Source organism: Bacteroides cellulosilyticus DSM 14838 (assembly GCF_000158035.1).
Lineage (GTDB): Bacteria > Bacteroidota > Bacteroidia > Bacteroidales > Bacteroidaceae > Bacteroides > Bacteroides cellulosilyticus.
The window spans coordinates 1,052,517-1,067,355 of record NZ_EQ973490.1 but is presented as its reverse complement, the minus strand read 5'-3'; the positions used below and the strand labels follow the sequence as shown (position 1 = coordinate 1,067,355).

The 14,839-nt window shown below is 39.4% G+C and carries 12 protein-coding genes and 1 tRNA gene; 11 read left to right on the top strand and 2 right to left on the bottom strand.

Annotated features, from left to right (window positions below; all coding sequences use genetic code 11):
* The first annotated feature begins 50 nt into the window (after window positions 1-50).
* The 3 genes from BACCELL_RS08620 (at window position 51) to BACCELL_RS08610 (ending at window position 5,081) form a co-directional block, all read left to right on the top strand.
* Entirely contained in the window at window positions 51-3,299 is a 3,249-nt protein-coding gene (locus BACCELL_RS08620) for a S41 family peptidase (protein WP_007211322.1), read from the top strand.
* Window positions 3,300-3,423: 124 nt separating this feature from the next.
* On the top strand, window positions 3,424-4,242 hold the full coding sequence (locus BACCELL_RS08615; protein ID WP_007211321.1) for an MBL fold metallo-hydrolase: 819 nt from the start codon (window positions 3,424-3,426) through the stop codon (window positions 4,240-4,242).
* Window positions 4,243-4,328: 86 nt separating this feature from the next.
* Complete coding sequence (locus tag BACCELL_RS08610; protein ID WP_007211320.1) at window positions 4,329-5,081, top strand: NigD1/NigD2 family lipoprotein; 753 nt, start codon at window positions 4,329-4,331, stop codon at window positions 5,079-5,081.
* Between the two features lie 78 nt (window positions 5,082-5,159).
* Here BACCELL_RS08610 and BACCELL_RS08605 read toward each other — a convergent pair whose 3' ends face one another.
* Together BACCELL_RS08605 and BACCELL_RS08600 are read right to left on the bottom strand one after the other, a co-directional pair.
* Entirely contained in the window at window positions 5,160-6,011 is an 852-nt protein-coding gene (locus BACCELL_RS08605) for an urea transporter (RefSeq protein WP_007211319.1), read from the bottom strand.
* 747 nt (window positions 6,012-6,758) lie between these two features.
* Window positions 6,759-6,832: transfer RNA gene (locus tag BACCELL_RS08600), tRNA-Met, on the bottom strand.
* A 487-nt stretch (window positions 6,833-7,319) separates the two neighbouring features.
* Here BACCELL_RS08600 and BACCELL_RS08595 point away from each other — a divergent pair.
* The 8 genes from BACCELL_RS08595 to BACCELL_RS08560 all read left to right on the top strand — a co-directional run bounded on the left by BACCELL_RS08595 (window position 7,320) and on the right by BACCELL_RS08560 (window position 14,832).
* Window positions 7,320-8,351, top strand: a complete 1,032-nt coding sequence (locus BACCELL_RS08595; protein WP_033160759.1) for a response regulator transcription factor — start codon at window positions 7,320-7,322, stop codon at window positions 8,349-8,351.
* Between the two features lie 129 nt (window positions 8,352-8,480).
* Window positions 8,481-8,717 (top strand): NVEALA domain-containing protein, encoded by a 237-nt coding sequence (locus BACCELL_RS08590; protein WP_029429197.1) that lies wholly within the window; start codon window positions 8,481-8,483, stop codon window positions 8,715-8,717.
* Complete coding sequence (locus BACCELL_RS08585; protein ID WP_044153525.1) at window positions 8,686-9,759, top strand: BF3164 family lipoprotein; 1,074 nt, start codon at window positions 8,686-8,688, stop codon at window positions 9,757-9,759. Before BACCELL_RS08590 ends, BACCELL_RS08585 begins: the two co-directional genes overlap by 32 nt.
* Before the next feature lie 262 nt (window positions 9,760-10,021).
* Window positions 10,022-10,303 carry an NVEALA domain-containing protein gene (locus BACCELL_RS08580; protein WP_007211314.1) on the top strand — a complete coding sequence of 94 codons (282 nt, stop codon included), beginning with the start codon at window positions 10,022-10,024 and terminating at the stop codon, window positions 10,301-10,303.
* A 116-nt stretch (window positions 10,304-10,419) separates the two neighbouring features.
* On the top strand, window positions 10,420-11,610 hold the full coding sequence (locus BACCELL_RS08575; protein WP_085961925.1) for a 6-bladed beta-propeller: 1,191 nt from the start codon (window positions 10,420-10,422) through the stop codon (window positions 11,608-11,610).
* Window positions 11,607-12,485, top strand: coding sequence for a DUF1573 domain-containing protein (locus tag BACCELL_RS08570; protein WP_007211312.1), 879 nt, complete (start codon window positions 11,607-11,609; stop codon window positions 12,483-12,485). The genes BACCELL_RS08575 and BACCELL_RS08570 overlap by 4 nt, the downstream gene beginning before the upstream one ends.
* Window positions 12,486-12,767: 282 nt before the next feature.
* A complete protein-coding gene (locus BACCELL_RS08565; protein ID WP_007211311.1) occupies window positions 12,768-13,787 on the top strand; it encodes a BF3164 family lipoprotein in 1,020 nt (339 codons plus the stop codon).
* A gap of 160 nt (window positions 13,788-13,947) precedes the next feature.
* On the top strand, window positions 13,948-14,832 hold the full coding sequence (locus BACCELL_RS08560) for a hypothetical protein (protein WP_157133895.1): 885 nt from the start codon (window positions 13,948-13,950) through the stop codon (window positions 14,830-14,832).
* Window positions 14,833-14,839 lie beyond the last annotated feature (7 nt).

The following is a 14,839-nucleotide window of genomic DNA, read 5'->3' as shown; positions in this document are numbered from 1 at the left end:
TACTATCTTTTTCTTTTCATACTTTTGTAAGTCAATTAATTTTTAAGAGTATGAATAAGAAATTACTTTTATCCTTATTTGCCCTTGTAGGTGTATCTGTCTGTCTTTCGGCAGCAGATGAAGCGCGTTTATTGCGTTTTCCGGCAACGAACGGGAACGAGATTGTTTTCTCGTATGCAGGCGATTTGTATAGAGTGCCTGTCACTGGAGGAGAAGCGCAGCGCCTGACTTCGCATGTGGGTTACGAAATGTTCCCTCGTTTTTCACCCGATGGCAAAACGATTGCTTTTACCGGTCAGTATGATGGAAATACGGAAGTATACACCATCCCGGCAGCTGGTGGAGAACCGCAACGCCTGACGTATACTGCAACGAATTCCCGTGATGACCTGGGCGATCGTATGGGACCTAACAATATTGTGATGACCTGGACACCGGATGGTAAACAGATCATTTATCGTAACCGTATCAGTGACGGTTTTGCCGGTAAGCTTTATTCTGTCAATCAAGAGGGTGGTATGCCCGAAATTATCCCTTTGCCCGAGGGTGGATTCTGTAGTTATTCTCCCGACGGCAAGCGACTGGCTTACAACCGTACCATGCGTGAATTCCGTACTTGGAAGTATTATAAAGGCGGTATGGCGGATGATGTCTGGATATACGATCCGGCAAAGAAATCAGTGGAAAATATAACGAATAATGTTGCTCAGGATATCTTCCCCATGTGGATCGGCGATGATATATTTTTCCTTTCCGACCGTGACCGCACCATGAATATCTTTGTTTATAATACGAAGACCAAACAGACGTCGAAGGTTACTAACTTTACCGAATATGATGTAAAGTTCCCGAGTGCTTCCGGCAATACCATTGTGTTTGAGAATGGCGGATATATCTATAAGATGGATGCTGCCACCCGTCAGCCCGAGAAAGTCAATATCAGTCTTGCTTCGGATAATATCTATGCACGCAGCGCCATAAAGAATGGAGCTAAATATCTGACAGCCGCCAGTGCATCTCCCGATGGAGAACGGGTAGTGGTGACTGCTCGCGGAGAGGTCTTTAATCTGCCCTCGACCAAGGGTGTGACGAAAAATATAACCCGCACTCCGGGTGCCCACGAACGTGATGCACAATGGTCTCCTGATGGAAAATGCATTGCTTATATCTCGGATGCTACCGGAGAGACAGAACTTTATCTTCAGGATGCAGTAGAAGGTAATCCGGTGCAGCTGACCAAGAATAATGATACGTATATCCGCTCTTTCGAATGGAGTCCGGACAGTAAGAAGATTGTTTATACCGACCGTCAAAATCGTATCAATCTGCTGGATGTAGCTTCACGACAGGTGACTATGTTATTACAAGACCCGATGGGGGAACCGCAGGATGTGACTTTTTCACCGGATAGCAAATGGCTGACTTATACCCGTGATGCAGATAATGAAATAACTGTTGTATATGTCTATGATATTGCCGGAAAGAAGGAATATCCGGTGACGGACAAGTGGTATAATTCTTCTTCACCGGTATTCAGTACGGATGGTAAGTATCTGATTTTCTCATCTGCCCGCGATTTCAACCCTACATACGGCTGGTTGGAATGGAACCATGTCTATAATAATATGTATGGAGTTTATCTTGCTTTGCTCTCGAAAGATACCCCGTCACCTTTTATACAGAAAGATGCCGGAATGAAGAACGACAGTGAGAGTGAGGCCCCGAAGGCTACTGAAAAGACTGCCGGAAAGAAAGACGCGAAACAGGAAACTGCTTCTGCGTCACTCGTCAAGTTTGATCCGGAAGGTATCACTGACCGTATCATCAAGCTTCCATTGTCGGCTTCTTATTATACTAATTTCTATTCAAACGGAAAGAAAGTATATTACTGGGGCAATGGCGGAACGAAGTTCTTCGATCTTGAAGGTCAGAAAGAAGAAACGGTTGCCGATGGTGCTATGATGACGGTTACTCCGGGTAGTCAAAAGGCTTTGTTCTACAAGGACAACAAGCTTTATGTAACCGCTATACCGGAAGGAGCGGCTAATCTGAGTACACCTGTCAATATGGATAATATGTCCATTACGATAGATTATCCCAAGGAGTGGGCGCAAATCTTTGATGAGGCTTGGCGTGCTTATCGTGATGGCTTTTATCTGGAGAATATGCATGGTGTGGATTGGAAAGCAATCAAACAGAAATATTCTGTTCTGCTGCCTTATGCAAAGACGCGTCTCGACCTAAACTATATCATTGGAGAGATGATTGGTGAGCTTAACTGCGGGCACGCATACGTCAATCCGGGTGAAACGGATAAACCGGCACGTATCAAGACTGGTTTGCTGGGTGCTGAGGTATCGGCAGATAAGAGTGGTTTCTTCCGTTTGGATAAGATACTTCCCGGTGCTTCCTGGAGTAAGGAACTGCGCTCTCCGCTTACTGAACCGGGTATTGAGGCTAAGGCCGGGGAATACATTGTTGCCATTGACGGTATACCGACGAATACGGTGAAGAATATCTATGCTTTACTGGTAGGAAAGGCTGATGTACCGACAGAAATCTCGCTGAACAGCAAACCGCAATTGGCAGGTGCAAGAAAGATTGTCATCAGTCCGCTGGAAAATGAGTATCCTCTTTATCAGTATAACTGGGTACAGGATAACCTGAAGAAGGTGGAAAAGGCATCCAATGGACGTATTGGTTATATCTATATTCCTGATATGGGTCCAGAGGGTCTGAACGAGTTCTCCCGTTATTTCTATCCGCAGCTCGACAAGGAAGGTCTGATTATAGACGACCGTGCTAATGGTGGCGGTAATGTATCTCCTATGATTCTGGAACGCTTGTCTCGCGAACCTTACCGCTTGACGATGGGACGTGGTACGAAGCGTGTCGGCACTATACCCGATGCTGTACAAGTGGGGCCGAAGGTTTGTTTGATTAATAAATATTCTGCTTCTGATGGTGATCTCTTCCCGTGGGGCTTCCGTGCACTGGGACTTGGTAAACTAATCGGTACCCGCACCTGGGGTGGTATTGTAGGTATCAGCGGACCGTTGCCTTATATGGACGGTACGGATATCCGTGTTCCTTTCTTCACCAGTTATGATGCGAAAACAGGCCAGTGGATTATTGAAAATCATGGTGTCGATCCGGATATCTTGATTGATAACGATCCGGTGAAGGAATGGAACGGTGAAGACGAACAGCTCAATAAGGCTATCGAAGAAGTAATGAAGGAGTTGCAGAACCGTAAACCATTGCCGCCTGTTCCGGCTCCAAGAGATTTCAGTAAGTAATTATATACTTTACTATACTGTTATAAATATGCCATTCTATAAGGAGAGTTTTGATCTTTCCTTATAGAATGGCATATTCTGTTTATCTTTGTGGCTCAGATTTCGTAATTATAGAATTAAGAGGATGAAGGATACTCAGATTATTATGTTAGGTACAGGTAATGCAGGCGTTACCAGATGCTATAATACTTGTTTCGCAATCCGGACAGCTGAAAATGTGCTGCTTGTGGATGCCGGTGGAGGGAATGGAATATTGGTTCAGTTGGAGAAAGCCGGTATCGCCATTGAGCGTATTCATGATATGTTTGTGACACATGCTCATACGGATCATATATTGGGTGCGGTATGGGTAATCCGGATGGTAGCACAGCAGATGCAAAGTGGGAGATATGCAGGAGTCTTCCGGCTGTATGGACATGATAAAGTATTACAAGTTCTGGATTGGATCTGCCGGATGACGTTACCTAAGAAAATTGTACAGTATTTGGGAAATGGCATTGAACTTTGTGAGGTTAAGGACGGAGAGAGATTTAAAGCAGGGGAGTTAAAACTACAATCTTTTGATATAGGATCGACCAAAGAGAAACAATATGGTTTTCGTACCACATTGCCGAATGGCCAATCGCTGGTTTGTCTTGGAGATGAACCTTATAATGAGAAGAATCGTCCCTATGTGGAAGGGGCTGACTGGTTGTTGTGCGAGGCTTTCTGTCTGTATAAAGACCGTGATATATTCAAACCTTATGAGAAACACCATAGTACGGCACTGGATGCCGGGAAGCTGGCGGAAGAACTAAAAGTGAAGAATCTGTTGTTATATCATACGGAAGATAAGACGCTGAATACGCGTAAAGCGTGTTATACGGAAGAAGCTGCTCAGGGATTTTCCGGTGTGGTACACGTGCCGGATGATTTGGAAATAATAGACATTATTGTTAATTAACAATATGCTATGCAGTCTTTTTTCTAATTTGTTATTTCTCTAATACAAAGAAGTTATTTTGAATATTTAATTAGAGGAAGTACATTATGAAAATTAATTCAGTATTTAGTAAAGCACTTGCCGTGGCAACAGTAGTAGCCACTTCTATAGGTTTTCAGTCCTGCCTGGACGACGACGACAATAACGCTTATTACCTGAGGTATCCTAATGCCCTTGTGACAGTGAAGGAAGCTGCCGATGGAGCATTTTTCTTGCAGTTGGATGATAAGACGACCTTATTACCGACCAATGTGAAAACCTCTCCTTTTGGAGATAAAGAGGTCAGAGCATTGATGAATTACAGTGAAGTGGACGAAGCCAGTGGTGAATACACGAAAGCAGTGCACATCAACTGGATAGATAGTATCTTGACAAAGCCTATCGCTCCGGATCTGGGAGAAGAAAATGATAAAATATATGGTACAGATCCTGTGGAAATAGTAAATGACTGGGTGACTCTTGCAGAAGATGGCTATCTGACACTCCGTTTCAGAACTGTATGGGGAGGTTCGCAGAAACATTTTGTAAACTTATTGTTAGGACAAAATCCGGATAATCCTTATGAAGTGGAGTTCCGGCATAATGCGTACGGTGATACGTATGGAAAAACGGATGATGGCTTGGTTGCCTTTAAGTTGGATGAATTGCCTGATACGGAGGGTAAAACTGTTAAGTTGAAACTGAAATGGAAGTCATTCAGCGGTGATAAATCAGCCGAATTTGATTATTGCACCCGGAAATCCGTTGCACCGAGTGAGCCCGCTGCTGCGGCTGTAAGAAGTAATTTAAAGTTGAAATAGTTTTTGTATGACTATGATTGATTGATAGAAGGAAGGATACCATTAACTTTGGTGTCCTTCTTCCTTTTTTACGATATACTATACAGTTTTCTCCAGGCTTCTCTTTAATATAATGGTTATCCATACGGAAAAGACAAAAGGGGCAGTCAGGGTTGTAATTCCCCAATGCATACCCAGCCATTGTAATAAAATGGATATAAGGATGGAACATACACACCATACTCCGGAACGTATTGTTTTATCACCCAAAGCAATGGCGCACAATACACCGTTATAACCGATCAATCCGGCATTTAGTATGGCATGATCCATACCGCTTAGCACAGCCACAACTATTGGAAGGATGGAACCTAAAGCAGTATAGAAAGTATTGATGCGGGAATTAACTGCAATGGCAATCAGAAAGAATAATCCTGATATACTATTCCCCTGAAACATTACTTGACCTATATTCAAACAGAAAGCGCGGAGGAAATCAGAGGATGGCTCTGCCCCAACAGGTGTGGTGGATAATAATAATGAAGGAAATATCCAGTGACATCCAACCAGTAATATCCATACAGATAAAATAAAGGGAGCCGTATATCCGGATAAACGATGCTGAAGGCTGAAGAGATAAGTGATCCAGGTGGATAGGGCGGAAGTTATTAGCAGAAGCAACATTGATAGCCATGTTATCTCTATAAATACTCCGATGGCGATACCTACTAAAGTACCATTGAATCCGTATAGTCCATTTTTTATATCCTCACGGCTGTAGCTGCAAATCCAGGCAGTTGCAGTACTTATTATATTGCCAATAATAGCTAATAAAGCCAATTGCCAGGAACTGTACAGAATTCCTGATAGCATTAATATACCTGAAAATGCATTGTTTTGGAACATCACTTGGCCGATGCCACGGCTGATAACAAATAATCCCTCGCGCATAACTCTATTGCATATAGAAAAAAGTTTGTATTCTTGTCTTGCCTTTAAAGGCTTTATATATGACGTGTTGAACGAGTTTGGTTTCTTTTTCGATCATTGCAAAGATAGGTAAAAAGCTTTATGGCATCAAAAATGGAGGTGCTTTTTCAATATGTAACCTTTAATTTTCCAGCAATAGCTATGAACTTTTCGAATGAACGGCTGTCCTGCATCCCTCTGTTCATCGGCCTTAACGGATGGAAGGGGTAGAAACGGGTGCGGTGAAGGCAATATGTGGATATAGTATTCATTCGTTTTGCTATAGGAATTATTTGATGTTGACTACCTTCAGTAAGTCTGCTGACTATAGTCAGTAAGCTTGCGGATTATAATCAAACAACTTACTGACTATAGTCAAACGATTGACATGCTTTATGTAAAGCAATGTCAAGCCTTATGCAAAACAGTATAATGTATTCTATAATTGGCGTAGTATATGGCGTATTGTAATAGGAAAATGCTTATCTGTTATGTTGTGGAAAATACGTAGATTATACCTTTCCACCCGATAAGGCGGATGAATAGAGGGGATGCAGAGGTGTGGAAGGGTAATCTGTTGAACCTTGCTACATTAAATTTGAGGCTGGCTTTTACATTGATCCATCCGTTTTTACGTTGATCCTTGTAAACCATAGCGCAAACCGAGGGTAAAAAACAAAAAAGACCGCCAAGAGTGGAAGCCTCCTAACAGTCTAAATCTTAATCTTGTAGCGGGACCCGGGATTGAACCGGGGACCTCATGATTATGAATCATGCGCTCTAACCAGCTGAGCTATCCCGCCATCATTTCCTGTTTGCGGGTGCAAAGATACAGCTTTTTTTGAAACTGCCAAAATTTTTGCGTTTTTTTTCTATGTAGCATGTAAATAGTAACTTGGCGTATAAATGGTAATGCGCACAATTATTCTACGACAGAAAAAACAAGTAATATGTAGGATCTATATATCCAATGCGCAGGACATATAGAACTGACTTGCAGAATATGTAGATCCGTTACTGTGGACTAAATAGTTAGTTCATAGAGCCGACTATTTGTTTTTTTGTCTGTAAAATACTTTATTCTGATGATCCAAAATATTTTGTTTAGCATATTGATACGCCGTGTTTCAAGTAGCGATACGAAGTGCACTCATGCAAGGGTGGAGGATAAGTTTAGTTTATAACAGAAAAAGCAAGTGCATAATTTATTAGATTAAAAGTATACATCGTTGGATGTAATTGATGTTATTTGTTAATTTTGTAGCAGAAGTAAACTTGATAGAAATGGCGATGAATAAAAAACTGTATAGGTCGATACTATGTGGATGGATTGCCGCTTTGGCTTGCATGGCATTGTTGTGGTGCGTAGCTGTATGCCACAGTGCCAGGCAAGGGAAGGCAGCTGTGAAAGAAGTTGCAAAGGAGAATTTATGCGAGGCGGTGGAGCTGGAATTGGACAGGGAGTTTGAAAGAATGAAGATTCCTTATTCGAGGTTCTTTGGAGAGAAGAAACATACTAAAAGGCTGTCTGTTACCGAAAAAGGAATGTTTGAAGTGATGATTGATTCAGTGAAAGAGACTCAAGCTTTGTATTCATTGGAGGTGATGGGCGCCAAGGTTGACGTTTTGTTTTCTTTAGATAGTTTTCCCTTGGAACGGATTTACGATAATTGGCAAGAAAGAATAAAAAATAGTCAAAATGGTGTTTCGTCAACTTTATTTTTGAAGAGAACCCCGTTGGGAGAAGATGCCGCACAAGAATCATACTTGGGAGATAGCACTATTTGTTTCCCGCAAAATGAACTGGGGACTTATTATTTGGACTGCATGTATACCACGGTGCTGACAGCATACCTGTTACCCGCTTTTTGGCAAAGTGTTGATTGGACCTCCACTTGGGTTTTGCTGTTATCTTGTGTTTGGCTTATTCTGTTTTTTAGTTTACTAGTCTGGTTTATGATACTGAAACTGCGAAAAAGGAGAGCTACCGGTACATCGGTTCAGGATACCTATCAGATTGGAGAATATGTTTTTAATATACTAAAGCATACATTGACCTGCCAGGGTATTGAGAAACCTTGTTCTTTACAGAATAGTAAGTTGCTTTATGCTTTTCTGACGGCTCCTGACCACTTTCTTACATACGATGAGATAGCCAAGGTGTGTGGTTGGTCTTTGGATAGTGCCGGTTTAGGAGAGCGACGCCGGAATGCAATTCGGAATTTACGGGAGTTATTTGATAATAAGGTGGATTTTCTATCGCTTCCGGGAAAGAAAGCATGCCAGATGGTAATCCCTAAACAAGAACACGCGAAAGGATAATTGCCTGAAAATAAGGCGTGATATTTTTGTCACGGCATGGTGGGAAAGAAAACGATAAAATTTCCACCTTCTTCTATACAACGTTTCCTACCTTTACTTGCATTAAACAATATAAAATGTAAAGGAACTATGAGAAACAAAATGAAATTTATCGGAATTGCTATGATCTTGGTTGTTGTGGCCTTAGGATATAGTAAAAGTCGGCAACCTGAGAATTTGGACACTCTATTATTAGATAATGTGGAAGCTTTGGCTGCCGGCGAAGCAGCAGATGGCGGAGATTGTATAGGTTCAGGTTCTATAGTTTGTCCCTTTAATAATACTGAAGTTGCTCATGTGCTTGTTTATTATAGCCTGCCTCATTAGCTTGTTCTCTTTTTCGCTTTCTTCTTGCCGGCAAGAAGTGCAGAAGACAAATGTCGCTTATGTGGACTTTCCGCGAACTATTGAACTGAAGGCGAGGGTGATTCCGCAGGATAGTATTCTATTCCGCTATCCTTTCCGGGTACATGTGCAGGGTGATAAAGTTGTAGTGATGGATTTGCATGCCACAGAATACTTCTTTCATGCTTTCCGTTATCCGGATTTCCAATACCTGACCTCTTTTGGCAAGCGGGGAGATGCTCCGGAAGAAATACTTTCTGCTGAAAATTTCCGATGGAATGGGCAGTTTTTATGGACACTTGATTCCAATAAGTCTGAATTAACTCGGTTCGGTTTTGCTTCATCCAGTGACTCGTTGCTTAGTCTGGAGGTAGTGAGCCTGGATGAAGAACTACTTCGGGCACTGGACTTTGTGCAATATGACGATTCCACTTTTATCATTCCTGATTATTCGGGCGATAGCCGCTTCTGTTTGGTAAGTCGGCAGGGTAAATTACTTCGTAAAGTAGGGAATATTCCCACTACCAATGAGGATGCTTTGGAGAGTGCCCGTCCTGCTTTAGCGCAGGCATGGCGGAGTTTCATTGATTACAATCCTCATAATGGAATACTTGTGGCGGCTACTCAACTGGGAGAAGTGCTTGAAATATATAATTTGAAGGATAGTACGCATATAGCTTGTATTGGGCCTAATGGCGAACCGGAGTTTCAGATTTCCCAAGGTTATGGCATACCGACCGGTATCATGGGGTTTAGCGATGTACAAGTGACCGATACTGCTATTTATGTTGTCTTTCAAGGACGTGCATTTAAAGATATTGCGCAGAAAGCACGGCAAGGTATTAATTTACCGGATGGTGGAAAATATATTTATGTATTCAGCCTGGAGGCTAAACCGCTTCGGAAATATGTGCTTGATCACTATGTTCATGGAATTTCAGTAGATGAGCAGAAGAGCATTATAATAGCTACGGATGTGAATAAGGATGAACCGATATTAGAATACAGCATCAACTGCATGTAAAGTGATAGTTAAATTATAAAAGGAGCAGACGATAAACGACTTGTTGGTGCAATAGAATACCGAATGCTCCGTAACCCCTAAAAATTAGAAGCCTGGCAAAGATATGTATTTTTAAGCAAAAACGGAAACTGGTTTCAGCTGTGACGATAGTGCAGTGTGAACAATATTCCTATAAGATATGCTGTATCTTAAATCTCGACTGCACAATATATGTGCTTAATATTAATTATAAAAATGAATTCTCATTTTAAACAATGTAAAAATGAAGAAGTTTACGAAAATTGCTTTTGTTGCAATATTTGTGGCAATTGCGGGATATGGAGTTTATTCTAATCAGAAAAATGACTTCATTTCTGATTTAGCTTTAGCTAATATAGAGGCCTTAGCTAGATATGAATTGCCAGAAGTTGAAATAACCTGTGATGACTATGGTGGAACTTGTTGGACTACATCAGGAGATTGCTATGTGAGCTGGTTTATCCATTATGATGATTGTAAGTTTAGCGGTTATATGTCGGATTCGTGCCTTTCTCCTTGTATGTAATTAATAGAGTTTGTATCGAAAGTTTCTACTCAAATCATTCCTTTTATACAGCTTGTAATGAAAGAAAAAATTGGGAGCGTTTGAAGCTTTTGATGCAAACTTATAATTTTTGTGTTATGAGTAAAATTTTGAAAATAGTTTTGATGTTGATTTTTTGTGCATGTTCATCTGAGCATTCAAAAATGGCTGTTGATATTGAAAGAATCCCTGTTGAAGTGCACAAAGTAACCTCTGATGCTTCATTATTCATTGAGAAAATTGAAATCGTACCTTTAGAAACGACAGACTCTTCTTTAATAAGTGGTTATAAGAAGACGATATATGATAAGAATATGGATATTTATGCTATATATGGTAAAAAGCAAGTGGTACAAACATTTTCTGGAAAGGGAGAATTTATTGGCAGTTCAAGAAAAATGAAAGGCGAAGGACCACAGGAATATCATATGGCGGTAGATATTAAATTCAACCCTTATTTGAAAGGTATTGATTTACTAAGCCCTTATGGTATGATATATACTTATAGCCCTACATTTGAGTTGATAGCTAAAAGAACAATAAAGACAGAGTTCTATTTTGATGCTCTTATGGCTTTAAGTGCTGATGATTATGTGTTTACGGTTCCATCAATTTGGACGGATCAAGAGGTTACTTTTGCAAATTTGAAGACACAGCAAGTGGAAGTCGCCAATTATAGTGGAACAATCTCTTCTGATAATACAATGGATAGAGAATGCTTTTACAAAAATGATGATAATTTGTATTTTGTTCCCAGAGGCGTTAATTATAACTTCTATCAAATAGATGAGAAAAAGAAAGAGTTAATCCCTATTATTTATCTTGACTTTGGTGATTCTGAAATAAAAGAAAAAGGATTGCCTGGAGTAGCAGTAGGAAAAAGGACGGGAACAGAAAAAACAAAGACAGATAGTGAAAGGAATAAATTGTCAAAAGAAATAAGACAAAGAGCTCAATTTATACGGGAATCTGCATTTGTAGTTCCTTTGGTGAAATTTTTTAATGATGATTATGTTTACATCTATTTTGCCAAAGGTAAAACAGGTTTTGGAGGAAATTATATTTATAATAGGAAGAAGAAGAAGGGATTTCTATTGAATGAAGGAAAGCCTTTTATAATGCAACCTTGCTTTGGCATTGTTGATAATGTATTAATGTCTATTGCGGATCCTTATTATGTATCGAGGCTGGTGGATACTCGTTTGATGTCGCCCGAGGAAATATCTAAAATGGAGCGGTTAAATGAAGATGATAATCCTGTAATTCTGAAATATTATTTACGTAAATGAAAAAGCTTATTTATGTTATTGTGATATTCTTTATCTGCTCTTGTGAAGATTCGGAAAGAAAGAAGATGGCGCAAGTTGTTTCATATTGGCAGAGTCGTGAGATTATTTTCCCAAAAGATACATCCTTCGTTAGTTATAGTAGGAAATATAATGAGCGAAAGGTGCATTTGCAAAAAGGAAAATATGCGATTCTTAGTTATATTGATTCAACAGGATGTATGAGTTGTAAATTAGAGTTACCTAAGTGGAGCGAATTTATATATGTGGTAGATTCTATATCAAATGGATCTGTTCCTTTTGTTTTTGTATTTCAGTCAAACAAGAAGAAAGATTTAATTCACTTTCTTAAAAAAACAGGATTTGATTATCCTGTGTATATTGATGAACACAGCAGTTTTGACAGGCTGAACAGATTTCCTAAAGAAATGCAACTGCAAACTTTCCTGTTAGATTCCAATAGCCATGTTACTGCAATTGGTAATCCTATACATAATTCGAATGTAAAAGAACTATATTTGAGCATTATTCAGGGAAAGGAAGTGGTGAGTAATACGAAGAATAAGGCTATTGAAACAAAGGTCAAAGTTGATAAAGCTTCTGTGTTTCTTGGTGATTTTGCATGGCAAAAAGAACAAAAGACCATATTTGTTTTGACCAATATAGGTGACAAACCTTTAGTCATAGAAGACGTAAATACTTCTTGTGGCTGTGTGTCTGTGGGCTATTCAAAAGAACCTGTGCCATCAGGTAAGGATATAAAGTTAGAGGTGGGCTATAAAGCTGATAATCCAGAATATTTTGATAAAACGATAACAGTATTTTGTAATGCGAAATTTTCTCCTATTCAACTTCGTATAACGGGAAATGCCAGGTGACCCTCATGTAACATTAGATATATGAAGCTGCTTGTTTTTTGATTGAAAATATGTTAGGGCATTTTTCTAGTCAAGGACTGGCGAGATAGTCTGATACAAAGTTATATTGGATATATTCGTGGTGTAACGGAGGTTGATTTTAGATTGTTTCCTGTTTTTATAAGTGAGATAATGAAATACTAAACGAATAGAGATGTTGAATGATTATAGAAGTAATTTTGAATTAATGTGTTGAATGTTTATGAGGAAAATTTAAATAGGCTTTTTAAATAATAAAGAATAATGAAAGCAGGACTATTCCTTCTATTAGTACTATTAAGTGCTTTTATATCATGTTCAGATAAGGTGAAAACTGAAGTAAAGGAAACAAAGTTAGAGTTTGAAACTTTGTTTGTTGATGGTCTCATGATTGGAAAGGCTACTGAAATGTTGCTAGTTGACTCAAATTTGTTGATAGCAGACCGTCAGGCTGACTCCTTGTTTCATTGGGTAAACTTGAATAAATTAACATCTAAGGATGTTGGTCAGATAGGACAAGGTCCTGGAGAGTTTCTGCATTTTGATAATTTCTATCATATAAATAATAACTGTGGTTTTTATGATCGTAGATTGAGAACTTTTAATGATATAATATTTTTAAAAGATAGAATTCTATTAAATAAGAATGTTCGCTATGAGTCTATACATTATAGGCTTGTTCCGACTGCTTTCAATACATTCGTTGGGATAGGCCCTTATGAAAAGGGGTTGTTTCATATTTTGGACATAAAAGGGACTGCCGTAGATACGATAGGAGAGCAGCCATATAGAGATGAAGCAGAAAGAAATGTTCCGGAATTGGCGAGAGCTATGGCGTATCAAGGGAAAATAATTATATCACCTAAGGGGAATTCTTTGGTTCATGCTATTTTTATGTCACCGATTATATCATTTTACAAACTTTCCCTTGCTAATATTGAGTTGTTGAAATCGCATGTTGATTGCTATCCGACATATAAACCGGAATTGGGCAATAATTCTTATGCTTCAGCTATGAGCAGGAGTAATATATTAGGTTTTATTGATGTTGCAGTAACAGATAGGTATGTTTATGCATTGCTATCAGGAAAGTCAACTAGAGAATCTGGGCTATCTGCTTTTACAGGAAATGTAATTCGCGTATATGATTGGAATGGGGATTTGCTGAAAATATATACATGTAATACTGACTTGACGGCATTGTGTGTTTCTGCCGATGATAGTATAATGTATGCGATAGGACTTGTTGAAGATTATGAATTATTGGTGGCAAATCTGAAATAGAGTATCGTTTTATAAATCTGTGTAAACAATGAACCGCATATCAAATTATATAGCATTTATTTCTCTTTTTTTTGTAATTGTTTCCTGCAATAGTCACTTGAATGGTGTCTCTCAAGGTGTTAATTATGCATTAAAAAAATCAGGAAACAACTGTAATGAGTTGGAAAAGGTACTGTTATATTATCAGAATGATTCATTAAGATATGAAGCCGCCTGTTTTTTGATTGAAAATATGGTAGGGCATTTTTCTAATCAAGGATCGGCAACGGATTTCTATAAACAGAAGTTGAGAATGCGGTTAAAACCTTTTAGTCGTGATTTCTTGGATAGTCTTTGGAAAGAAACTTCTGTGAGATATTCAGATGAAGACTTTGTGAAGTCTTATGATCTTGAAGTGATTGAAAGTTCTTATCTTATTGAAGACATAGACAGGGCATTTCAGGTTTGGGAGACTGCCCCTTGGTACAAAGAGGTAAGCTTTGAAATGTTTTGCCGGTACATTCTGCCTTACCGGGTTAGTGACGAACAGTTGGTTGAGCACTGGCGGGATAGTCTGATACAAGACTATGCCGGATGCATTCGTGGGGTAACAGATATGAAACAGGCTTTTGCCTTACTTGCAAGGGCTGTAGATAAAGAACTCCGTTCGGCTTCATCAAAATGTCCGTATTTACTGGATGTTCTGACAATGCGAGATGCGAGATTTTCCCGTTGTGAGCAGCGTTGCATAGTAACAGGAAACGTTATGAGGGCGTTGGGGATTCCGATAGCTTATGATTGTGTTGAAAGATGGGCTAACTATAGTAAAAATGGGCATTCTTGGATTGTGCTGATGGGAACAGACGGAAAAACATATACTTTGTATGAGGGAGATTCCATACCCCGTCCGGCCACGTGGATTGATTCCTCATTTTTCAAACCGTTGGCTCTGCCGGATTCGAATTATTCATATCGGGTAGATTCTCTGAAACGGGCTGCAAAAGTCTATCGACAGAATTATTTCAGAGAAGAAGATCGAGATTATTCGGTGAGTTGGAAACCGTAAAGGGTTT